Origin of the sequence: Bradyrhizobium sp. AZCC 2176 (assembly GCF_036924645.1) — a bacterium.
Classification (GTDB): Bacteria; Pseudomonadota; Alphaproteobacteria; order Rhizobiales; family Xanthobacteraceae; genus Bradyrhizobium.
Genome location: NZ_JAZHRX010000001.1, coordinates 3,533,621 through 3,555,567, shown reverse-complemented (window position 1 = coordinate 3,555,567; position 21,947 = coordinate 3,533,621). Strand labels below are relative to the sequence as shown.

Below are 21,947 nucleotides of genomic sequence, written 5' to 3'. Positions count from 1 at the left end.
CATGGATTGCTTCGCGGCTCACGCTCCTCGCAATGACGGAGGGTGACGGAAACAGACAGATACGAATGAGAGATGCAGGGGCATCAGGTTAAATGGGCAAGATCACAGGTTTTCTCGAGATCGACCGGAATGAACGCAAGTATGCGCCGGTCGCCGAGCGGGTGAAGCATTTTCGCGAATTCGTCATTCCGCTCAGCGAGAAGGACACGCGCGACCAGGCCGCGCGCTGCATGAACTGCGGCATTCCCTATTGCCACGGCACCGGCTCGGTGGCGCCGGGCACGCCGGGCTGCCCGGTCAACAACCAGATCCCCGACTTCAATGACCTCGTCTACCAGGGCAACTGGGAAGAAGCCTCGCGCAATCTGCACTCGACCAACAACTTTCCGGAATTCACCGGCCGGATTTGCCCTGCGCCATGCGAGGCCTCCTGCACGCTCAACATCGACAACAATCCGGTCACCATCAAGACCATCGAATGCGCCATCGTGGATCGCGCCTGGGAAAACGGCTGGCTGAAGCCCGAGATCGCCCCGGCCAAGACCGGCAAGAAGGTCGCGGTCATCGGCTCCGGCCCCGCGGGCCTTGCAGCCGCGCAGCAGCTCGCCCGCGCCGGCCACGACGTCCATGTCTTCGAAAAATTCGCCAAGGCCGGCGGCTTGCTTCGCTACGGCATTCCCGACTTCAAGATGGAAAAGCACATCATCGACCGCCGGGTGGCACAGATGGAAGCCGAGGGCGTGACGTTCCATTACGGCGTCCATGTCGGCGGCACTTCCGAGGGCGCGATCGATCCGCGCGAACTGCTCAGCCAGTATGACGCGGTGGCATTGACCGGCGGCGCCGAAGCCGGCCGCGACCTGCCGATCCCCGGCCGCGATCTCGACGGCATCCATTTTGCGATGGATTTCCTGCCGCAACAAAATCGCCGTGTCTCCTCCGAGCCGCTCGGCGATGACAAGGACATTCTCGCCGAAGGCAAGCATGTCGTCGTGATCGGCGGTGGCGACACCGGCTCCGACTGCATCGGCACCTCGTTCCGGCAGGGCGCAAAATCTGTCACGCAGCTTGAAATCATGCCGGCGCCGCCCGAGCACGAGAACAAGGGGCTAACCTGGCCGAACTGGCCCTTGAAGATGCGGACCTCGTCGAGCCAGGCCGAAGGCGCCAAACGTGAATTCGCGGTGCTGACGCAGAAATTCTCCGGCGTCGACGGCAAGGTGCAGAAGCTGCATTGCGTGCACGTCGACGACAAGTTCAAGCCGATCGCCGGCACCGAATTCGAGCTCGACGCCCAGCTCGTGCTGCTTGCCATGGGCTTCGTGCATCCCGTGCACGAGGGCATGCTGAAGACGCTCGGCGTCGACCTCGACCAGCGCGGCAACGTCCGCGCCAACATGTCCGACTACAAGACCTCGCTGCCCAACGTCTTCTCCGCCGGCGACATGCGCCGCGGGCAGTCGCTGGTGGTGTGGGCGATCCGCGAAGGGCGGCTGTGTGCTCGTGCGATCGATCAGTACCTGATGGGGACGACGACGCTGCCGCGGTAGTGAGACGCGGAACGGGCCGCGTTCCCACTGTCATGCCCGGACTTGATCCAGGCATCCATCAGCTAGGGGATGGATTGCCGGTCAAGCCGGTCAAGCCCGGCAATGACGAGCTTGGGTGTCGGCAGCATCAATTCTGCAGCCTCACCCCCAGCATCACCACCGTCGATGCCGTGCTATTCCCCGGCAAATTCGAATCCAGCCAGTCGCGCCGCAGCGTGCCCCTGAGCCAGACGTTGCGGTTCATCTTGTAGATCGCCTCGCCCGACACCGTGTAGATCTTGTCGCGCCTGGGATTGCCCTGATAGTCGAGCTCCCCCCAGGTGAACTTGCCGATCGCGGTCAGCCAGCGGCGGAAGTCGTGGTCGACCTCGACGGTGTAGATGTGCGTCAGCACGCCCGACGTGCCCGGCAGCGTGGTTTCTGTGATCGTGGTGTCGGAATAGAATTTTGCCGTGGTCAGCGGCGTCGCGGTCCAGACCAACGAGGACGAGACCAGCAGGCCTTCGAGGCGATTGAGCCTCGGATCGGAATAGTCGCGCGCGGCGTAGCCGCCGCCGATTTCGCCGGTCAACAGCCGCGAGAATTCGAAGCTGGTGCCGCCCTTGACGTAGCCGCCGGCGGAATCGCGCGCAAAGCCGGCGCGGTCGAGCCTGACGTCGTGCACTCGGCTGTCGCCCTGCACTTCCACGAACGGCTTCAGGCCGGGCCTCAAGTCATAGCTGACCCGGCCGACACCGCCGTACTGGCTGAAGTTGCGGTCGTCGTTGGTGGTTGAAGTGCCGTCGGTGAGTTTCGAATTGGTATAGTCGGTGCGGTCGACGGTCGCGCCGGCGGAAACCTGCAGTCGGTTGAAATTCTGATCGACGCCGAGGGTAGCACCCACCGTGGTGTAGATCGGATATCTGGCGAGACCCGCCTGCACGTTCGGGCTGCCGGGATTGTCGGTCGAGACGAACAACCGCCCCTGCCCTGTCAGCCTGGTGTCGCGGCTGACGTCGAGCCGGCCGTCGACATGGCCGATGAAGCTGGGCCGATCGATGTCGAGCGGTGCCGACAGCGGCGTGCCGTCGTTCGGCGTGAGGTTGCTGCCGTAACCGGTAAAGGAGCCGCGAAGCTCGGCAACCAGCGCGTGGCGTTCCCAGTCGGAGAACGCGACGAACTCCGGCGCGATCACGTAGAACGGCTTGGCTTGCGCTGCTGCGAGCCGGCCGGGATTGGTGTCGTAGCCACCCGAAAATTCGACCGCGGATTTGATCAGAAAACTGCCGGCGTAATCGCCGACCGCGCCGAACGGATCGTCGTCGACCCTGAGGCGCTTGCGCGGTGGCTGTCCCACCACCGTGCCGGCCATCGCCGGCGGGATAGGCGTCTTGTGCGCCGAGTCCGATGGGGGAATCGACAGCCGCAGCCGCGTGTTCGATGCAATCGGCGGTGGACTGCCGGGACCGACCGGCGGCTTCGGCTTCGCCTGCCCCGGATAGTATCTCGGTTTCTTGCGCTTGCGGTTAAGCGAGTCGTAGCCGGAATCGGCTGCGCCGCTCGCGGCCGGCAGGCCGTATTTCGGGATCTGTCCGATCCGCGACGGCGCAGGCTTGTTCGTGTCGTTGTCCTGCAGCTTCGGGCTGTTGAGCGGATCGTTCGCCTCCGCCGCAGTCCGGCGCAGTGGCGAATCCGGCGACGTCATCCGGCTGGTACGCCTTGAGCTGAACAGGTCCGGCGTGATGGTTTGCGCCTGTGCCGCGGTTCCTGTCAGCACGATCAGCGCAAGGCACGGCAAGGCTGCGCGAAAGACGCGCGCGCGGCTGTTCCGCCCCGTTACTTGCCCCGCCCCCACCTTGGAAAATACCTCAACAAAAACAGATACTTGATTGATACGCACCGAGCGCTCGCGGGAGCACGTCGTTAATGGAGTTAAAACAATTATGGTTAATGAGCCGTTGAGGGCCGTGCCGCGCACGTCGCATCCTCGGGCCGGCCATGCTATGGACGGCTTCGGCGCGAAGCGCGCTCCTTCCTGGGACAGACATGCCTAATCCGAACCCGCTGATCGCAAAATCATCTGGCACCGATTCCGCTGACGCTGCCGTTCAGTCGGCCCTGCGTACGCTCGATGCAGAGGGCGGCGGGATCGCCGCGCTGTCGGCGGCGCTGCAATCCGATCTCCGGGCGCCCTTCGTCGCCGCCGCCGACCTGATCCGGAATGCCAAGGGACGCCTGATCGTCACCGGGCTCGGTAAATCAGGCCATATCGGCCGCAAGATCGCCGCGACCTTTGCCTCCACCGGCACACCGGCGTTCTTCGTGCATGCCGCCGAAGCGAGCCATGGCGACCTCGGCATGATCACACCTGATGACGTCATCCTGGCGCTGTCCTGGTCCGGCGAGCAACCGGAGATGAAGAACCTCATCACCTATGCCAAGCGGTTCCGCATTCCCGTGATCGCGATGACGGCGGAGCGGGAATCCTCGCTCGCCAAGGCCGCGGATGTCGCGCTGACGCTGCCGAAGGCGCGCGAGGCCTGCCCGCATAATCTCGCGCCCACCACCTCCTCGCTGATGATGCTGGCGCTTGGCGATGCACTGGCGATCGCGCTCTTGGAAGGCCGCGGATTTACGTCCGTCGATTTCAGCGTGCTGCATCCGGGCGGCAAGCTCGGCGCGCTCTTGAAATACACCCGCGACCTCATGCATTCCGGCGACGCCGTGCCGCTGAAGCCGCTCGGCACCAAGATGTCCGAGGCGCTGGTCGAGATGACGTCGAAAGGCTTTGGCTGCGTCGGCATCGTCGACGCGCGCGGATACCTCGCCGGCATCGTCACCGACGGCGATTTGCGCCGCCATATGGGGCCCGATCTGATGACGGCTACCGTCGACGAGGTGATGACAGAAAACCCGAAGACGATCGACCGCGACGTGCTGGCCGGCGAGGCGCTGGAGATCCTCAACTCCTCGAAGATCACGACGCTGATCGTGACGGATGCCGGCAAGCCGGTCGGCATCGTGCACCTGCACGATTTCCTGCGTGCGGGCGTGGCGTAGATTGGACGGTCTCGTAGGGTGGGCAAAGGCGCACTTGCGCCGTGCCCACCATGACACGACGCAAACCGGATGCTGGACACGCTTCGCTTTGCCCACCCTACGGCTCCGTCACTCCGGAAATCTTGCCCCCTTCTCCTCCAGCGGCAGCGCCAGCCCGTTCGCGATATACGATACCGTGCGATAGAATCCGCACAGCAGGATAATCTCGAAGATCTGGGCCTCGTCATAATGCGTCGACAGCGCCGCGAATTCGTCATCGCTCAGCGTCGCCCGCTCGTGCAGCGCATCGACGGCGGCGATCAACGCCTGCTCGGCCGGTGACCAGCAGGCCTCGGCGGCGGGGCCGCGCACGGTAGCGCGGACCTGTTCTGCCGTCAGGTGCGCGGCTGCAGCGAATGTCGCGACATGCACGCCCCATTCATATTCGCATCCCGCTCGCGCGCAGGTGCGGTCGATGACGATCTCGCGCTCCCGCAACGATAGCGGCCCGCGATCCAGCAGGCTGCCGGCGCGGAATTTCTCCCAGGCGCGGGCGTTGCCCGCCATGACGCGAAACAGCACCAGCGGCGGCGCGCCGCGCATGATGCGGTCGAACTGCTCGGCAATGTCAGGTGCATAAGGCGGCTGCAGCGGAGCGATGCGCGGCGCGGTCTGGGACATTGGTGGGCTCCCGTGCTACAAATAACGTAGCGATACGCTACAATATTTGTAGCGGCATGCAAGAGGGCTTTCGATGCCGAAACCGGCCGCCGTCACCAAAAAAACTGCTGTTCGCGGCTCCAGAACCGGCCGGCCGGTCATGGCTCTGCTCGATCTATTGGGCCGTCGCTGGACATTGCGGATCATCTGGGAGCTGCGCGATGGCCCGCTGACGTCGCGTGCGCTCCGCACCGCCTGTGACGGCGCCTCGCCGACCGTGATGCAGGCCCGCTTATCGGAGTTGCGCGAGGCCGGCCTCGTTGAACTCCTGGCCGGCGACGGCTATCGCCTGACGCCGCTGGGCAGCGAGCTGATGGAAAGCTTCCTGCCACTGCATCGCTTTGCCGAGCGGTGGAGCAAACGGAGCTGAGCGGCCCTTTTTACTTCGCCCCGCTTGCGGACGGGGAGAGGGAGACAACTACGCCGCCGCCACTGTCAGGCTCGCGCCATCGGCCTGCACCACTTTGACGCGGCTGCCGGCCGGCGCGTCGGGACCGGCGACGCGCCAGATCGTATCGTCGATCCGCACCGTGCCGGTTCCGTCCACGATCGGCTTTTCCAGGGTGAATTCCCGACCGATCAGCGCCTCGGTCCGCTTGTTGAGAAACGGATTGCTCCGGCTGCGGCTGCCCTCGCTGCGCGCAAAGTGACGCCACGCCGGCACAGCGGCGACCGCGAACACCGCAAACATCAGGAGCTGCGTCTGCCAGGACGGGCTGATCGCGAACGACAACAGCCCGACCAAGAGCGCTGCGAGCCCGAGCCAGAACATGAAGACACCCGGCGCCAGCAGCTCGAGCGCCATCAGGACGAAGCCGAAGATCAGCCAGTTCCAGGTGCCCAGGGTAGAAAACATCTCAGCCATGACACGAACCTCTAATCAGCGAGAATGAACTTCCGAATCGAACCTCACCGCTGCGGCGCGACCGGCGGCGGGGTCGGGCCGGTGGTCGGCACCGAGGACGCTCGCCGTGCGGCGGCCGCGGCTGTCGCGGTTTCGCCGAAGGTCGCCTTGGCGATCTCGCCGATGCCTGCCAGCGATCCCAAAATGCTCATCGCTTCGATCGGCAGCATGATGATCTTCTGGTTCGGCGAATCGGCCAATTGGCCGAACGCCTTGATGTATTTGTCAGCGATAAAATAGTTCAGCGCGGCGACGTCGCCCTTGGCGATGGCCTCGGAGACCATCTGCGTCGCCTTGGCCTCGGCTTCGGCGGAGCGCTCACGCGCCTCGGCATCACGGAATGCAGCCTCCTTGCGGCCTTCGGCCTGCAAAATCTGGCCCTGCTTGGCGCCTTCCGCGCGCAGGATTTCCGACTGGCGCTGGCCCTCGGCCTGCAAAATGTCGGCACGCTTGACGCGCTCGGCCTTCATCTGCCGCCCCATCGCCTCGACCAGATCGGCCGGCGGCACGATGTCCTTGATCTCGATACGGTTGACCTTCAGCCCCCACGGCGAGACGGCAGCGTCGACGACGCGCAGCAGGCGCTCGTTGATCTCGTCGCGATGGGACAGCACCTGGTCGAGGTCCATCGATCCCATCACCGAGCGGATGTTGGTCATGGTCAAAACGATGATTGCCTGCTCGAGATGGGCGACCTCGTAGCTTGCCTTGGCGGCGTCGAACACCTGGAAGAACGCGACCCCGTCCACCGTCACGGTGGCGTTGTCCTTGGTGATCACCTCCTGCTCGGGAATGTTGATCACCTGCTCCATCATGTTCATCTTGCGGCCGACGCGGTCGAAATAGGGAACGATGATATTCAAGCCCGGCGACAGCGTGCGGGTGTATTTGCCAAACCGCTCGATGGTCCAGTCATAGCCCTGCGGCACGGTCTTGACGCCTGCGAACAGCGTGACAATGACGAGCAAAACAAACGCGATCGCGAAGATGTCAAAACCGCTCATAAAATCCCTCCAAAGCCGGCAGGAAGCGCTGCCGGACGCGCTATCCGTTTGTCAGCAAAGCCGCGGCGCCGGTTCAGCCGACGCTCTCAAGTTCTGACTATATAGCTGGGGAACAGTTTGACGGCCACCAGATGTTCGCATGTCCGAACGGCGACAAGCTATCGGCAAATTTTCGAGGCGCTATATCCAGCCTTGAAGCTCGCGCAAAACGAGCTGACGGATGACATCCATGCCGGGATCGCTGTCGTTGAGACAGGGAATGGCGGAAAATTGCTCGCCGCCATTGTGCCTGAAGACCTCGGCATTCTCCTGCGCGATCTCTTCCAGCGTCTCCAGGCAATCGGCGGCGAAGCCGGGGGTCACGACGGCAATACGTTTCACGCCATCTTTCGCGAGTTTTTCGATGGTCTTGTCCGTGTAGGGCTGCAGCCACTCGTCGTTGCCGAAGCGCGATTGAAACGTAAGAATCAGTTTGCCGGCATCAAGAGCCATGCGCTTGCGCAAGCTTTCGGTTGTTGCAACGCACTGGTCGTAATAGGGATCGCCCTTGTCGACATATTTCTGCGGCATGCCGTGAAATGACGCCACGATAAGTTCGGGCTGAAACGGCAAGGTCGCGAGGTGCGCTTTGATGGAGACCGCGAGCGCCTCGATATAGTCGGGATCGTCGTAATAGGGCGGCGACACACGTAACGTCGGCTGCGCGCGCATGTCGGCGAGTGCGCGAAACACCTCGTCGCTGACGGTCGCCGAAGTCGCCGCGGAATATTGCGGATAGAGCGGCACCACCAGCAGGCGGTCGCAGCCTTGCGCAGCCAAGGCATCGATGCGCGAGCGGATCGACGGATTGCCGTAGCGCATCGCCCAATCGACCACGACGTGGTCCTGATCGGCGATGGCGTCGGCGAGCTTCTCCGCCTGCGCGCGCGTGATCGTCTTGAGCGGCGATTCGTCTCTCTCGGCGTTCCAGATCTTCTGGTAGTCGCGTGCCTTGCGGGCAGGACGCACGCGCAGAATGATGCCGTTGAGGATCAGCTTCCATACGAGACCCTGGTCCTCGATCACGCGCGGATCGGACAGGAATTCCTTCAGGTAAACCCGCACACCCCGGGCGTCGGCGGTGTCAGGCGTGCCGAGATTGACCAGCAGTACGCCGACGCGCTGCGGCCGGACTGCCGATGCCGGCTCGGGATTTCCAATGGGGGCGGCCGCGGTCATGATTTCGATGGCTTCGCGCTTTGCACTATCCTTGTCAAGATAATGGCCGGTTCGATACGCTTGCCATATCCTGCGGGCGGGAGGAGCCATGACGATCGCCGAATGGTGCGTTTTCGGAGCGCTGATGCTCTATTTGCTGACGATCGCCTCGGTCAAATGGGCCGGGTATCGCCATTTCGACAATGCCAGACCGCGCGATCCCACATTCTACCAGGACGCGATCCGCGCCCGCGCGCTCGGCGCCCATCAGAACGGCATCGAGGCGTTTCCGTTCTTTGCGGTCGCCGTACTGCTGGCGGAATTCCGGCTGGGGCCGCAGCACCTGATCGACGAGCTCGCGGTTCTCTTCCTGATCGTGCGGATCGCCTATGTCTTCACCTATCTCGGCAACCGCCCGACGCTGCGCTCGATCCTCTGGAGCCTCGGCTTCGCGATCAATGTTGCGATTTTCTTCCTGCCGGCGATCAGAGCTTATCTGCCGGCGTAAGTCGCCAAATGCCCCCTTTCTCTTCCCGCCCCTTGCGGGCCCGATGGCACGGGTCGCGTCCCCGCAGGGGACCTTGAATTCCCGGTTCCCCCGCGATATCTAGCGTGTGCTTGTGCTACAATAAGGCCATCATGCTGAAGCAACTGACCATGCGCATTCTGGGAGCGGCGATCGTCATGATCGCGCTTTCGTTTGCGCCGTCTGTTGCCCAGGCGCATATGGGCCATGAGCACCATGCCGCGGCTCAACATCACGGCAGCCAGGGTCACGCCGTGTCATCTGAATCCGCCAAACCGATAGCGCCCGCAGCGTTGCAGCAAGCTCAGTGGGAGCGGGCCGAGACACCGGCGCCCGAGGGGCGGAATTGCGTCGGCGCATGCTGCAAATTCGCGTGTGCCGCCTGCTGCGCGGCCGGATTACCGAGCTTTGTGCAACTTGTCCCACTTCCGCGCGCAATAAGCCGCGTCGCGTTGGCCCGGTCAGAGATTTGGCCAGACCGCGAACCTGAGTCACTCAGGCGCCCTCCCAAATCCTTCACCTGAACGCGAACGATCAGTGGGTTTGCACGGCTCGTGCTGCCCGTAGCTGACGACCATTCAGGCTGAAGGATTTTTGTATGCTTTCCCATTTCGGGCATGCCCTGCGTGCTCTCGCCGTGACCGCAATTCTATGCGGCACGATCGCACCTGCTCTCGCCCACGAGGGCCATGACCACGAAGAGCAGCAGCCCGTCTCGGCAGGCGCGCTGCCACGCGGCGAGGCCGATTCCGACGCGTTCGAGATCGTTGCGATTGCGCGCGGCGAAAATCTCGAGATCTATCTCGACCGGTTCGCCACCAACGAGCCGGTAACCGACGCAACGCTTGAAGTCGAATCCCCTGGTGGTCCCATAAAAGCAGCGGCGGGTGCCGACGGCATATACCGGGTGGCAGCGCCGTGGCTCGCAAAGAGCGGGCGTGCAGACCTGATTTTCACGGTTACAGCGGGAGGCACCACCGACATTTTGCCGCTGACGATTCAGACTGCGCCCGGGACGGCGCAAGACGCTGCACCACGCGAGGCGGGGCCTGGCGGGCATATCAGCATGGTTTCGGTTCTTCTCGTGTCGGGCGGCGTGCTCATGGGGGCGCTGCTTGCCGCCATTGCACTGCGCGGCAGGCGCAGGACGGCAGCCCTTGTAGTGATGTTTTCCGTGCTCATTGGTGCGCACGAACCAGAAGCGCACGAAGGCCATGGCCACGAGGAAGAAAAGGCACAAGTCGCAATCAACACCGTCTCAGGCGAGCGCGCCCAGCGCCTTCCGGATGGGGCGGTGTTTGTGCCCAAGACGGTGCAGCGGATATTTGCAGTGCGGACGCTGATCGCCGAAAACGCAGAGCACAAGAAGATCACTGAACTTCCGGGAAGGATCATTCCCGATCCCAATGCCAGCGGATATGTGCAATCCGCCGTCGGCGGCCGTCTTTCCGCAGCCCCGGGCGGCTTTCCCCGACTGGGCACACGGGTGAAGCAAGGCGACATCCTGGGCTACGTCACGCCGCCCATTGCGGCGATCGATGTTTCCGACATGCGGCAGCGCCAGGGCGAACTCGATCAGCAAATCTCGATCGTCGAACGGCGGTTCGCCCGCTATGAGCAACTCGCGCCATCGGGCGCCATATCGCGGACCCAACTCGAGGACACGCGGCTCGAGCTGGAAGGGCTGCGCGAACGGCGCGCATCGATTGAAAAATCGCGCCGTGAGCCTGAAGCGCTGATCGCACCGGTTGCGGGCGTGATCGCCGAAGGCAGCGCCGTGGCAGGCCAGATCGTTCAGCCGAGCTCCATCGTCTTCAACATCATCGATCCGTCGCGGCTGTGGGTCGAGGCGCTGAGCTTCGAGAGCCTCGAACCGTCCCGCGGCGCGCGGGCATCGACATATACGGGCAGGAACTACGACCTTGTCTATCAGGGCACCGGCTTCGCCGATCGCAGCCAATCGGTGCCGGTGCATTTTGCCGTGACCGGCGATACGGCAGGGCTGAGAGCCGGCCAGTTCCTGACGGTGCTGGTCACGACCGATGATACGAAGGAAGGCGTTGCGGTGCCGCGCAGCAGCGTCGTTCGCGGCTCAAACGGCCAGGATTTCGTCTACGAGCACACGGCCCCCGAGCGGTTCATGGCAAGGAGCGTGCGCACAGAGCCGCTCGATGGCGATCGTGTGCTGATCGTGTCCGGCTTCACGCCCGGCAAGCGGATCGTGTCGCAAGGCGCAGACCTTCTCGATCACGTCCGTTGAGGAGCCACGCGCATGTTCACATTCCTGGTCAGCGCCTCGCTCCGCAATCGCCTCTTTGTGCTTGCGATGGCGGGCATCCTCGTTCTTCTGGGCGCCTATACCGCGCGGCAATTGCCCGTCGATGTGTTCCCGGACCTCAACCGTCCAACCGTTACCATCATCACTGAATCGGAAGGGTACGCCCCGCCGGAAGTCGAGCAACTCGTCAGCTTCCCGATCGAAACCCAGATGAACGGCGTGCCGGGCGTCAGCCGGGTACGATCGGTTTCGGGCATCGGGCTCTCGATCGTCTACGTGGAGTTCGATTGGGGAACGGATATCTTCCGCAACCGTCAGCTGGTAGCCGAACGTCTCGCGCAAGTGCAGGGCCAGCTCCCTCTCAACGTCACCCCACAGATCGGGCCCATCAGTTCGATCATGGGTCAGATCCTCCTGATCGCGGTGACGTCGAAGACGGCATCGCCGATGGAGGTCCGCGAGATCGCCGACTTCACCATCAGGCCGCGGCTGCTCGCGGTGCCGGGTGTCGCGCAAGTCATCCCGATTGGCGGCGAGGTCCGTCAGTACCGGATTGCGCCGCTGCCTTCCGCGTTGCGTGCTCTCGGCGTGAGCTATGAGCAAGTGGAGCAGGCGCTAAGGCAGTTCGGCACCAACACCGGCGGCGGCTTCACCGATCAGAATGCTCGCGAATATCTGATCCGCAATATCGGACGCACGACGAGCCTGGAAGACCTGCGCAACATCGTCGTTACCACCATCGAGGGACGGCCCATCCTGCTGCGGCAGGTAGCGAACGTCGACTTTGCGCCCAAGGTCAAGCGCGGCGACGCAGGCTATATGAGCAAGCCCGCCGTGATCGTCTCGGTCGAAAAGCAGCCCAATGTCGATACGGTGCAACTGACACAACAGATAACGCAGACGCTCGCGGAACTGGAGCCCAGCCTGCCGTCCGGCGTAAAAGCCAACGAGATCATATTCAGGCAGGCAAGTTTCATCGAAAACTCGATCCAGAACGTGGAGCGGGTGCTGTTCGAAGCAGCCCTTGTCGTCGCCGTCATCCTGTTCGCGTTTCTTCTCAACTGGCGCACGACGGCCATTTCGCTCACGGCGATCCCGGTCTCGATCCTGACCACGGCCATCATCTTCAAGCTGCTTGGCCTGTCGATCAACACGATGACCCTGGGCGGCCTTGCGATCGCCATCGGCGAACTGGTCGACGACGCCGTCGTCGATGTCGAGAACATCTTCCGCCGGCTGCGCGAAAACAGGGAGCAAGGCAGTCCAAGGTCCGTGTTCGACGTGGTGGTTTCGGCATCCAACGAGGTGCGGTCGGGCATCGTCTACGCCACGATGATCATCGTCCTCGTGTTCGTCCCTCTGTTTGCCCTCTCGGGCATCGAAGGGCGGCTATTCGCGCCGCTCGGTCACGCCTACATCATCTCGATCCTCGCGAGCCTGCTCGTTTCGATCACCCTCACCCCCGTGATGGCCTATCACCTGCTGCCCGGGATGAAACGCCTCGCGCAACGGGAGAGTTGGCTCGTCCGCAAGCTCAAGGCTGCGAACCGTGCGGCGGTCGGGTTTGCTTTCGCCCACAAGGGATTGCTGCTCGGCGTCACGGCGTTGGCGGTGCTGGGTGCCGGTACCGGCGCGCTCGGCCTGAAGCGCGCGTTCCTTCCGGCGTTCAACGAAGGTACGTTCACGATCAATATTGCATTCAACCCCGGCGTTTCACTTTCCGAATCGACCCGGGTCGGGTCGATCGCCGAACGTCTTCTGCTTGATGTGCCGGAAGTGATCAGCGTCGGGCGGCGGACGGGACGCGCGGAACTGGACGAGCACGCGGAAGGCGTCCACTCGTCCGACCTCGAAGTCGATCTCAAGCCCTCGCAGCGGCCGAAGCCCGAGATCGTCGCGGACATACGTTCCCGGCTTTCGGTGCTGCCGCTTTCGGTCAATCTCGGACAGCCGATATCGCACCGGCTCGATCATCTGCTCTCGGGCGTCCGCGCCGAACTCGCCCTCAAACTGTTCGGCGACGACCTCGACACGCTGCGAAACAGCGCGGAAGAACTCCGTCTACGGCTCTCGAAGATTGAAGGCATCCGGGATCTGCAGGTCGAAAAGCAGGTTCGGATTCCGCAACTCGAAATCCGCGTCGACTACACACGGGCCGCTTTGTACGGCGTGCAGCCGGGCGCCATCACCGATCAGTTGTCGCGCCTGTCGAGCGGACGCGTCATCTCGCGCGTGGTCGATGGCCACAAGCGCTACGACGTGGTCATGAGGCTGCCCGACCGCCTTCGTACCACCGAGAAGCTCGGCGACCTCTTGATCAAGACCCCGTCGGGGTGGATACCGGCGCGGCAGATCGCGGATGTGAAGGAGACCGATGGGCCAAATCAGATCCTGAGAGAGAACGGCCGACGGCGCATCGTCATACTCGCGAACTCGGACGGCAGGACCGACATGGCGGAGATCGTGCGGCGCATTCGCACAGAACTGGATGCGGCGAGCCTGCCGCAGGGTGTCACCGCGAGCCTTGAAGGCACATTCCAGGCGCAAGAGGAAGCCAGCCTCAGGATAGGTATCCTTTCAGTCGTTTCTCTGGCGCTGATCTTTGCGATTCTCTACAGCCGCTACCGCTCTGCCGTACTGGCCGCGATCATCATGGGTGGGGTGCCGCTGGCGCTGATCGGTTCGGTCGCGGCGCTGGCGCTCGTCGACCAGCCGCTTTCTGTCGCCAGTATGGTTGGGTTCATAACCCTCACCGGGATCGCGACACGCAACGGCATTCTCAAGATAAGCCACTACATCAATCTCGCCTTGCACGAGCAGATGGAGTTCGGGCCGGAGCTTGTCATCCGCGGAAGCCTCGAGCGCATGACACCCGTCCTGATGACCGCGTTGTCCGCGGGGCTTGCGCTGCTGCCGCTGCTGATCGCGGCGGACGAACCGGGCAAGGAGATATTGCACCCGGTCGCGGTGACGATCTTCGGCGGGCTCGTCAGCGCGACATTGCTCGATGCCCTGATCACGCCTGTGCTGTTCCTCACGTTCGGCAGGAAGCCGCTGATGCGACTTATGCAACGACAATCCGAGGAGCACCTCAGGGGTCATGCCGCCTCACATTCCTACTAATCGTTGAAAGGAGACCACACATGAAGTTCAGATACCTTGCCCTCGGCATTGCCTTGCTGGCCGGCCTGCCGGCCTACGCGCACGAGCCGAAAGCATCCCATGGCGGACGTGTCGCCGATGCCGGCCCCTACCATGTCGAACTCGTCGCAAAGGACACGGCGATCGAGATTTTCCTGATCGGCGAAAACGACAAGCCGGTTGATCCGAAGGGTTTCAAGGGCGTCGCCATCGTCACCGTGGGAGGAAAGGCCGAACGCATTCCGCTCGCGCCCTCGGAAAGGAACGTGCTGACCGGAACGGCGGCCACCGCCCTTCCGGCAAAGCCGAAGGGCGCGGTTCAGCTCACATTGCCGGATGGCAAGACGGCAACGGCGCGATTTGACTGAGGCACGCGCTCACATCTCAAGGCCCATGTACAGGATAACACGATGAAAAACGCAAAGAGCTTTCTGGCCATCGCCACTGTCATCGCCGCCATCGGAACGGCGGCATTCGCCCAGCATGTGCATCAGCCCAGCTCCGCGACGGACCCGCAGGCGGCGCAAAAAGTTATGGAAGATATGGCGCCAAAGGACAGCGATGCCGCCTCAACCAAAGCCTACACGGAGGCGCATACGAAGATGATGCAGGACATGCATCAGACCTACACAGGCAACGCCGATATCGATTTCATGACCGGGATGATTCCGCATCACCAGGGCGCGATCGACATGGCCAAGGTTTTGCTGAAGTACGGCAAGGACGCTGAAACCCGCAAGCTGGCCGAACAGATCATTGCCGATCAGGAGAAGGAGATCGCCCTGATGCAGGCCTGGCTTCGCAAGAATGCGAAGTAACTCACGCCAGATGATGTTCGCGCGCCGCGATCCGGTCCCGGATCGATTTCGATATCGGGACCGGACGATGCGTTTGCTGGTTGGTATTGACCCAGACGATTTCGCCGGTCACGAGCGCTTCGGCGCCGCCCTTCAGGAAAATGGCGAGTTCGAAGGTGAGACTTGAGTTGCCGATCCACGCCACGCGCGCGCCCACATCCAGTTCCCAGTCGAACCGCACCGGGGCCTTGTACTCGATCAGCGACTTGACGACGTGGAAATCCTCGCCGGTCTGCTTGGCGTCGGCATACTGGTCATAACCGAGCGCCCGAAAATACTCGGTGATGGTGGTGTCGAAATAGGTCAGGTAATGCGCGTTGAAGACAACGCCCTGACCGTCGATTTCGGAATAGCGCACCCGGAATGGGTGAAAGAACCAGAATTGTTCGCGTGACATGGGATTCCCGATTGCGCCTCGGCGCGCTTGATTTTCCGTAGCCCGGATGGCGCGCAGTGCAATCCGGGACCGTAGAACGAGCGGGTCAATCATCCCCAGGTTGCGCGGAGCCTGTCATCGGGCGCGCATTCGCGTGACCCGTTGGCTCCACCCGGGCTACCATTAGAGACACGTCGCGCGCTCGGCGGCGAGATAGCCGAACAACAGGCCGAGGCCGAACAAGAGCACCAGCCCGGCCGCGCCGAATTCGATGCCGCGCATGATCAGCGTGCCGCTGCCCTCGCGGCCTGCGCTGAGCCGCCGAGCGAGCCCCTTTGCGGACACGGCGATCACGGCGATGGTTGCGACCGTGATGGCGGTGCCGAGTCCCATTACGAACGTCGCGGCGATGCCGGCCAGAAACAGCCCCTGCGCCAGCGAAAAGACCAGCACCAGGATCGCGCCCGAACAGGGCCGCATGCCGACGGCAAAGATCGCGCCCAACCCGCGCCGCCAGCCGCCGGGGCCGGCGAGTTGATCCGGCGTCGGGCCATGGGAATGGCCGCAATGCTCGTCGTGAACGTGACCATCGCCGTGCGAATGGTCGTGGTTGTGAACATGGTGATGGTGACTGTGATCGTGGTCGTGATCATGATGATGGTGCGCGACAGCCATCGCCGGCTCCGGCTTCGTCTGCAGCGCGCGCATGAAGCCGGCACCCTTGGTCCAGACCAGCCGGGCGCCGAACGCCGCGATCAGGGCGTAGCTGACGATCTCGATCGCCTTCTCCGCGGAGCACATCGTCTTGGCCGTGGAGGAGAGCAGCCAGGCGAACACCGCCACGATCGCGACCGCGACCAGCGCCTGCAGCAGCGCCGAGGCGAACGACAGCACGATGCCGCGCCGCGCGGTTTCCTCGTTGGCGACAAGATAGGACGAGATCACTGCCTTGCCGTGGCCGGGGCCGGCGGCGTGAAAGATGCCGTAGGCAAAGGAAATCCCAAGCAGCGTCCAGACGGCGCTGCCGTCCGATTTCGCTGCGCGTATGGTCGAGGACATCTCGCGATAGAATTCGGATTGCCTGGCCAAAATCCATCCGATCAGGCCGCCGACCTGCGGTTCGACGGCGGGACGCGGTCCACCGAACGGGTTTTGCGCCATCAGCGCATGCAAGGCAGCGTCGAAAACAATGATGGCCGCGAACGCCGCGGCCGTGATCGCCATGCCTCGCGCAAGGCCTGCGGGCACCGGCTTCACGGGCAGTTCACCGTGATCTTGTTGGCGAACATCGCGCCGTAATTCGAGTTGTCGCCGTTCATGAAATTCTGCTCGTTCAGCCGCTGGGTGTTGGCGGTCTCGTCATTCGGCCGCTGAAACTTCATCTGGCAGGCGGCAGGCGCGCCGACCAGCTTGATCGGGTCCTTGTCGTCAAACTTGAAGTCGATGAAGTAGGAGGGATCGAACACTTCCAACGCCAACTGCTTCGGCGTCACCGGCGCCTTCAGCGGCAGGACGAAATGCAGCGTCAGCGCACTGTCCTTGTATTCGAGGAAGTAATCCACCGGCTCTTCGAATTTCGCCTTCTTGCCGTCGGCCTTGGCAAAGGTGAAGAAATTGAACTCCTTCAGCGACTCGACATTGGTCTGCGCCAGCGGCGCCAAGTCCTCGCGGGTGTAGGCGCCCTTGGTCTTGGTCTCGATGCCCTGCAGCGCGTAGGTCGAGAACATGTCGTCGAAGGTCCAGGCGTGGCGCACCCCCGTCATCGTGCCGTCAGGCGCGTAGACCACCTCGCTTTTCGCGGTGATCCAGACATGCGGGTGGGCCTCGGCCGAGGCTGTGCCGAGCGACAACGCGACGATCACGCCCAACAATGCGAGCACTCCACGCAACACGTCGTCCCCGCGAACGAAGGGACCCATACGCCGTGTCGTCTCTGTTTGGCAGTGTGACAAAGGCTCTTCCTTCACAACGAACACCAGGGGTTATGGGTCCCTGCGCCCGTGCGCAATTGCGCACTAGGCAGGGACGACTAGTGGAGGCGGCGCCGGCACCTCAGGCCGCCGGTGTTGTTTCGAGCAATCCACGTCGCCGCAGCAGCGCGTCGGCTTCCGGCTCGCGGCCGCGGAAGGCGACATAGGCTTCCTCCGGCTCGCGCGAGCCGCCTGACGAATAGATGTCGTCGTGCAGGCGCCGCGCGGTGGCGGGATCAAAGATATCGCCGGCCTCCTCGAAAGCGCCGAAGGCGTCGGCGTCCATCACTTCCGACCACATATAGCTATAATAGCCGGACGCATAGTGATCGCCGGAGAAGATATGGCCGAATTGCGTCGGCCGGTGCCGCAGCGCGATTTCCGCGGGCATGCCGATCTTTTCCAGTTCCGCCTTCTCGAACGCACCGACGTCGCGGCTGGCCGTGGCCGGCTGGGTGTGGAATTCGAGGTCGATCAGCGCCGAGGAGACGAACTCCACGGTGGCAAAACCCTGATTGAATTTTCGGGCGGCGAGGAAGCGGGCCAGCAGGTCGTCCGGCAACGGCTCGCCGGTCTGGTAGTGCTTTGCGAACTGCCGCAGCACCTGCGGCTGTTCCTGCCAGTGCTCGTAGAGCTGCGAGGGTAGCTCGACGAAGTCGGTGAAAACGGACGTCCCCGACAGCGAGGGATAGGTCACGTTGGACAGCATGCCGTGCAAGCCGTGGCCGAATTCATGGAACAGGGTCCGCGCGTCGTCGGGTGACAGCAGCGACGGCAGGCCATCGGCGCCCTTGGCGAAGTTGCAGACATTGATGATAAGCGGGGCAATCTCGACGTCGAGCTTCTGCTGGTCGCGCAGCGAGGTCATCCAGGCGCCGGAGCGTTTTGAGGACCGGGCGAAGTAATCACCGTAGAACAGCGCCTTGTGCTTGCCGTCGGCATCCTTGACCTCCCAGACCCGAACATCGGGATGCCAGACCGGAATGTCCTTGCGTTCGGAGAAGGTGATCCCGAACAGGCGGGTTGCGCAATCGAAAGCGGCCTCGATCATGTGGTCGAGCACCAGATAGGGTTTTATGGCGGCGTCGTCGAAATTGGCGCGGCGCTGGCGCAGGATCTCGGCGTAGTAGCGCCAGTCCCACGGGGCGAGCGTGAAATTGCCGCCCTCCTCCGCAATCAGCGCCTGCAGGGCGTCGCGGTCGGCAAGCGCCCGCGCCCGGGCCGGCTTCCAAACCCGCTCCAGCAGGCTGCGGACTGCCTCCGGCGTCTTGGCCATGGAATCCTCCAGCCGGTAGGCGGCGTAGGTCGGAAAGCCCATGATCTTGGCGGCCTCCTCGCGGAGCTCGAGGATTTCCACGATGGTGGCGTTGTTGTCGTTGGCGTTGCCATTGTCGCCGCGCGCGGTGAAGGCCTTGAAGACCTTTTCGCGCAGATCGCGGCGGGAGGAGCTCTTCAGGAACGGCTCGACCGAGGAGCGCGACAGCGTCACGATTGCCTTGCCGGCCATGCCGCGCTCTTCCGCCGCGGCCTTGGCCGCGGCGACGAAGGCTTCGGGAAGGCCGCCGCGGTCGTCCTCGCCGAGCTCCATGAACCAGTCCTGTTCGTCGCCGAGCAGATGGTGGCTGAACGAGGTGCCGAGCTGGGCCAGCCGCTCGTTGATCTCAGCCCGCCGCTTCTTGGCAACCTCGTCCAGGCCGGCACCGGCGCGGTAGAAATTGGTGTAGGTGCGCTCCAGCAGCCGATTCTGCTCACTCGTCAGACCGAGCGTGGCGCGTTTCTCGTGCAGCATCGCGATGCGGCCGAACAGCACCGCGTTCATCATGATCGGGTTCCAGTGCCGCGCCATCCGCAAGGAGACTTCCTTGTCGATCTCCAGAATCGCCGGATTGGAGTGCGCCGAGACCAGGTCGTAGAACACGGCCGCGACCTTGGAGAGCAGCTTGCCCGAGCGCTCCAGCGCCGTGACGGTGTTGGCGAAGTCCGGCACCGAGGGGTCATGGGTGATCGCCGCGATCTCGGCGGCATGGTCGGCAAAGGCCTGCTCGAAGGCGGGCAGGAAGTGCTCCGGCTCGATCTCGGCAAAGGGCGGCGTCTCGAACGGCGTCTGCCACGGCTCGAGCAGCGGGTTTGCGCCAGCTTCCGGAGGGGTCGCCGTCTGCATGGTTTCTGACATCACAATTCCCGTCTTTTCCTTGAAAATATGCGGCAATCTATATCACGCGATGCGGCATTTTTGGGCCTTTTGCGCTTGATAGATGGGGCCTTTTCGGAGAGATTGCGCCCCTTGAACAGGACCTTTTTCATGAGCCCACAGCCCGCTTCCACATCCCCCCGCGTGATCGCCTGGCCGAGCGTCGTCACTGTCATCTCGGCGGCGATCCTCATCGGCGCAGAAGTGTTCGGCGCGGCGTTTGCCGGCGGCTGGGCGCTCGCGATCCTGTTCGGCCTCGATGATACCGCCGCGCACATCCTCCAGGCGGTGCTGTTCGGGATCGGCGTGCTGATCATGGTGGCGTTCATCCGCGCCGCGCAACGCATCGAGCCGTTCTTCAAGCGCGCCTGACGCGCGCGTTCAAGAAAGCGCTGCAGCGCAGGCGCTGAAGCGCTCACGCATCAGGCAGAAATCTTAACGTACGTTCATGTTTGCTGATCGGCCGCGCGCGCCGAGAACCAATTTGTAAGCACGCATGGGGAAATCTGTCCCCAGCCTAAAAAAATTGTTGCGAAGCAGAATCAAAAGTCTTATTTCCAGCCTTGCCCAATTTCGCACGTGCCTGTGGTCGTGTGTCAGTCGGTAGGTATCCGGACAAGAGGCCGGACAGCCGCCAAGGGGTGGAAGAACCGAGGGTCGCTCCATAAGCGGCCAGCATCTCTCTCAAGAGATGCCGTTGAAGGTCTCTCCATCCTTTGCAACCGTGACTGGCAGCCGGAGGCGAACCGGCGCACCCCGCTCTCAACGGGGGACGCGACTTAAAGCAACGACGGATCGGGCTTTTTTGGTCTCTACCGGCATTCCAACGCCGGCGCGGGCTACTGAAAAGGCTTGTCCTTCATTGCCAGGTGTGCGGGCGGGAAATTCCCGACCAATCCACGGCAGCACAATTCGGTCTGAGTTCAAGGCCTCGTCGCGTCTCCATCGTGCGACAACGCCGAAGCACTCATGTCCGAGATCAAAATTTGAACGGGTCCCGTCGCTGGGCCGTTTGGAGGGTGCTATGACCGAACGTATTCAGGAATTCCTACGCAACCGCCGCAGCGAGGGCCAGGACACCGAGCCGTGCCTGGTGGTCGACCTCGAAGTCGTGCGCGACAACTACCAGACCTTTGCCAGGGCGCTGCCGGACAGCCGTGTGTTCTATGCCGTGAAGGCGAACCCGGCGCCCGAGGTGTTGTCGCTGCTCGCCTCCATGGGCTCCTGCTTCGACACCGCAACCGTCGCCGAAATCGAAATGGCGCTGGCCGCCGGTGCGACGCCGGACCGCATCTCCTATGGCAATACGATCAAGAAGGAGCGCGACATCGCGCGCGCCTTCGCGCTCGGCATTCGCCTGTTCGCGGTCGACTGCGCCGCCGAGGTCGAGAAGATCGCGCGAGCCGCCCCCGGCGCCAAAGTGTTCTGCCGCATCCTCTATGACTGCGCAGGCGCCGAATGGCCGCTGTCGCGCAAGTTCGGCTGCGATCCGGAGATGGCGGTCGAGGTGCTCGACCTCGCCAAGCGGCTGGGCTTGGATCCGTGCGGCATCTCGTTCCATGTCGGCTCGCAGCAGCGCAAGGTGAAGGCGTGGGACCGCGCGCTGGCGATGGCCTCAACGGTGTTCCGGGACTGCGCGGAGCGCGGGATCAACCTGTCCATGGTCAACATGGGCGGCGGCTTCCCGACCAAGTACCTCAAGGACGTTCCTCCGGTCCTGCAATATGGCCGGTCCATCTTCCGTGCGCTGCGCAAGCATTTCGGCAACCAGATCCCGGAAACCATCATCGAGCCGGGCCGCGGCATGGTCGGAAATGCCGGCGTCATTGAGACCGAAGTCGTCCTGATCTCCAGGAAGAGCGACGAGGACGAGGTGCGCTGGGTGTATCTCGACATCGGCAAGTTCGGCGGTCTCGCCGAGACGATGGACGAGTCGATCCGCTACGCCATCCGCACGCCGCATGACGGCGCGGAGATGACGCCGTGCGTGCTCGCGGGTCCGACCTGCGACAGCGCCGACGTGCTGTATGAGAAGCTGCCGTATCCGCTTCCGGTGACGCTCGAGATCGGCGACAAGCTGCTGATCGAAGGCACCGGAGCGTACACGTCGACCTACTCGTCGGTAGCGTTCAACGGCATCCCGCCGCTGCGGACCTACCACATCTGAACAGCCTCGTTTGAGGCTCGAATAACGGGAGCCGGTGCGCCGGCTCCC

19 protein-coding genes are annotated in these 21,947 nt (G+C 63.2%); 10 read left to right on the top strand and 9 right to left on the bottom strand.

Annotated elements, in window-relative coordinates; all coding sequences use genetic code 11:
* Positions 1-92 precede the first annotated feature (92 nt).
* Positions 93-1,550, top strand: coding sequence for a glutamate synthase subunit beta (locus V1288_RS16515; RefSeq protein WP_334358039.1), 1,458 nt, complete (start codon positions 93-95; stop codon positions 1,548-1,550).
* A 127-nt stretch (positions 1,551-1,677) separates the two neighbouring features.
* Here the strand turns inward: V1288_RS16515 and V1288_RS16510 are convergent, their stop codons facing one another.
* On the bottom strand, positions 1,678-3,384 hold the full coding sequence (locus V1288_RS16510; protein ID WP_334361328.1) for an outer membrane beta-barrel protein: 1,707 nt from the start codon (positions 3,382-3,384) through the stop codon (positions 1,678-1,680).
* A gap of 191 nt (positions 3,385-3,575) precedes the next feature.
* Here V1288_RS16510 and V1288_RS16505 point away from each other — a divergent pair, with 191 nt between their 5' ends.
* On the top strand, positions 3,576-4,589 hold the full coding sequence (locus tag V1288_RS16505) for a KpsF/GutQ family sugar-phosphate isomerase (RefSeq protein WP_334358038.1): 1,014 nt from the start codon (positions 3,576-3,578) through the stop codon (positions 4,587-4,589).
* A 108-nt stretch (positions 4,590-4,697) separates the two neighbouring features.
* Here V1288_RS16505 and V1288_RS16500 read toward each other — a convergent pair whose 3' ends face one another.
* Complete coding sequence (locus V1288_RS16500; protein ID WP_334358037.1) at positions 4,698-5,249, bottom strand: carboxymuconolactone decarboxylase family protein; 552 nt, start codon at positions 5,247-5,249, stop codon at positions 4,698-4,700.
* Between the two features lie 73 nt (positions 5,250-5,322).
* Between V1288_RS16500 and V1288_RS16495 the strand changes: the two genes are divergently transcribed.
* Positions 5,323-5,658, top strand: a complete 336-nt coding sequence (locus V1288_RS16495) for a winged helix-turn-helix transcriptional regulator (protein ID WP_334358036.1) — start codon at positions 5,323-5,325, stop codon at positions 5,656-5,658.
* 48 nt (positions 5,659-5,706) lie between these two features.
* On the opposite strand, the gene V1288_RS16490 is transcribed toward V1288_RS16495, so the two are convergent.
* From V1288_RS16490 to hemH, 3 genes are all read right to left on the bottom strand, one after another.
* Complete coding sequence (locus V1288_RS16490; RefSeq protein WP_334358035.1) at positions 5,707-6,153, bottom strand: NfeD family protein; 447 nt, start codon at positions 6,151-6,153, stop codon at positions 5,707-5,709.
* A gap of 44 nt (positions 6,154-6,197) precedes the next feature.
* A complete protein-coding gene (locus V1288_RS16485; RefSeq protein WP_334358034.1) occupies positions 6,198-7,196 on the bottom strand; it encodes an SPFH domain-containing protein in 999 nt (332 codons plus the stop codon).
* A 180-nt stretch (positions 7,197-7,376) separates the two neighbouring features.
* The gene (hemH, locus tag V1288_RS16480; RefSeq protein ID WP_334361327.1) at positions 7,377-8,414 is read right to left on the bottom strand and encodes a ferrochelatase; all 1,038 of its coding nucleotides are present in this window, start codon (positions 8,412-8,414) and stop codon (positions 7,377-7,379) included.
* 88 nt (positions 8,415-8,502) lie between these two features.
* Here hemH and V1288_RS16475 point away from each other — a divergent pair, with 88 nt between their 5' ends.
* From V1288_RS16475 to copM, 5 genes are all read left to right on the top strand, one after another.
* A complete protein-coding gene (locus V1288_RS16475; protein ID WP_334358033.1) occupies positions 8,503-8,901 on the top strand; it encodes an MAPEG family protein in 399 nt (132 codons plus the stop codon).
* A 616-nt stretch (positions 8,902-9,517) separates the two neighbouring features.
* Positions 9,518-11,179 carry an efflux RND transporter periplasmic adaptor subunit gene (locus V1288_RS16470; protein ID WP_334358032.1) on the top strand — a complete coding sequence of 554 codons (1,662 nt, stop codon included), beginning with the start codon at positions 9,518-9,520 and terminating at the stop codon, positions 11,177-11,179.
* A 12-nt stretch (positions 11,180-11,191) separates the two neighbouring features.
* A complete protein-coding gene (locus V1288_RS16465) occupies positions 11,192-14,320 on the top strand; it encodes an efflux RND transporter permease subunit (protein ID WP_334358031.1) in 3,129 nt (1,042 codons plus the stop codon).
* 20 nt (positions 14,321-14,340) lie between these two features.
* The gene (locus V1288_RS16460) at positions 14,341-14,706 is read left to right on the top strand and encodes a hypothetical protein (RefSeq protein WP_334358030.1); all 366 of its coding nucleotides are present in this window, start codon (positions 14,341-14,343) and stop codon (positions 14,704-14,706) included.
* 42 nt (positions 14,707-14,748) lie between these two features.
* Entirely contained in the window at positions 14,749-15,156 is a 408-nt protein-coding gene (copM, locus tag V1288_RS16455; protein ID WP_334358029.1) for a CopM family metallochaperone, read from the top strand.
* A gap of 1 nt (position 15,157) precedes the next feature.
* Here the strand turns inward: copM and V1288_RS16450 are convergent, their stop codons facing one another.
* The 4 genes from V1288_RS16450 to V1288_RS16435 form a co-directional block, all read right to left on the bottom strand.
* Positions 15,158-15,592: an acyl-CoA thioesterase gene (locus V1288_RS16450; RefSeq protein WP_334358028.1), complete on the bottom strand. Its 435-nt coding sequence runs from the start codon at positions 15,590-15,592 to the stop codon at positions 15,158-15,160.
* 162 nt (positions 15,593-15,754) lie between these two features.
* Complete coding sequence (locus tag V1288_RS16445) at positions 15,755-16,834, bottom strand: nickel/cobalt transporter (RefSeq protein WP_334361326.1); 1,080 nt, start codon at positions 16,832-16,834, stop codon at positions 15,755-15,757.
* Entirely contained in the window at positions 16,825-17,490 is a 666-nt protein-coding gene (locus V1288_RS16440; protein ID WP_334358027.1) for a DUF1007 family protein, read from the bottom strand. The genes V1288_RS16445 and V1288_RS16440 overlap by 10 nt, the downstream gene beginning before the upstream one ends.
* Positions 17,491-17,623: 133 nt before the next feature.
* Entirely contained in the window at positions 17,624-19,714 is a 2,091-nt protein-coding gene (locus tag V1288_RS16435; protein ID WP_334358026.1) for a M3 family metallopeptidase, read from the bottom strand.
* Between the two features lie 129 nt (positions 19,715-19,843).
* Here V1288_RS16435 and V1288_RS16430 point away from each other — a divergent pair, with 129 nt between their 5' ends.
* Both V1288_RS16430 and V1288_RS16425 read left to right on the top strand, forming a co-directional pair.
* Positions 19,844-20,104, top strand: coding sequence for a hypothetical protein (locus tag V1288_RS16430; RefSeq protein ID WP_334358025.1), 261 nt, complete (start codon positions 19,844-19,846; stop codon positions 20,102-20,104).
* A 652-nt stretch (positions 20,105-20,756) separates the two neighbouring features.
* The gene (locus tag V1288_RS16425) at positions 20,757-21,899 is read left to right on the top strand and encodes a type III PLP-dependent enzyme (protein ID WP_334358024.1); all 1,143 of its coding nucleotides are present in this window, start codon (positions 20,757-20,759) and stop codon (positions 21,897-21,899) included.
* Positions 21,900-21,947: the final 48 nt, after the last annotated feature.

Coding starts and splice junctions, on each gene's coding strand:
- V1288_RS16460 (WP_334358030.1), top strand. CDS start 14,341: ATGAAGTTCAGATACCTTGCCCTCGGCATTGCCTTGCTGGCCGGCCTG.
- V1288_RS16475 (WP_334358033.1), top strand. CDS start 8,503: ATGACGATCGCCGAATGGTGCGTTTTCGGAGCGCTGATGCTCTATTTG.
- V1288_RS16465 (WP_334358031.1), top strand. CDS start 11,192: ATGTTCACATTCCTGGTCAGCGCCTCGCTCCGCAATCGCCTCTTTGTG.
- V1288_RS16490 (WP_334358035.1), bottom strand. CDS start 6,153: ATGGCTGAGATGTTTTCTACCCTGGGCACCTGGAACTGGCTGATCTTC.
- V1288_RS16515 (WP_334358039.1), top strand. CDS start 93: ATGGGCAAGATCACAGGTTTTCTCGAGATCGACCGGAATGAACGCAAG.
- V1288_RS16500 (WP_334358037.1), bottom strand. CDS start 5,249: ATGTCCCAGACCGCGCCGCGCATCGCTCCGCTGCAGCCGCCTTATGCA.
- V1288_RS16450 (WP_334358028.1), bottom strand. CDS start 15,592: ATGTCACGCGAACAATTCTGGTTCTTTCACCCATTCCGGGTGCGCTAT.
- copM (WP_334358029.1), top strand. CDS start 14,749: ATGAAAAACGCAAAGAGCTTTCTGGCCATCGCCACTGTCATCGCCGCC.
- V1288_RS16495 (WP_334358036.1), top strand. CDS start 5,323: ATGCCGAAACCGGCCGCCGTCACCAAAAAAACTGCTGTTCGCGGCTCC.
- V1288_RS16505 (WP_334358038.1), top strand. CDS start 3,576: ATGCCTAATCCGAACCCGCTGATCGCAAAATCATCTGGCACCGATTCC.
- V1288_RS16470 (WP_334358032.1), top strand. CDS start 9,518: ATGCTTTCCCATTTCGGGCATGCCCTGCGTGCTCTCGCCGTGACCGCA.
- V1288_RS16440 (WP_334358027.1), bottom strand. CDS start 17,490: ATGGGTCCCTTCGTTCGCGGGGACGACGTGTTGCGTGGAGTGCTCGCA.
- V1288_RS16435 (WP_334358026.1), bottom strand. CDS start 19,714: ATGTCAGAAACCATGCAGACGGCGACCCCTCCGGAAGCTGGCGCAAAC.
- V1288_RS16430 (WP_334358025.1), top strand. CDS start 19,844: ATGAGCCCACAGCCCGCTTCCACATCCCCCCGCGTGATCGCCTGGCCG.
- hemH (WP_334361327.1), bottom strand. CDS start 8,414: ATGACCGCGGCCGCCCCCATTGGAAATCCCGAGCCGGCATCGGCAGTC.
- V1288_RS16485 (WP_334358034.1), bottom strand. CDS start 7,196: ATGAGCGGTTTTGACATCTTCGCGATCGCGTTTGTTTTGCTCGTCATT.
- V1288_RS16425 (WP_334358024.1), top strand. CDS start 20,757: ATGACCGAACGTATTCAGGAATTCCTACGCAACCGCCGCAGCGAGGGC.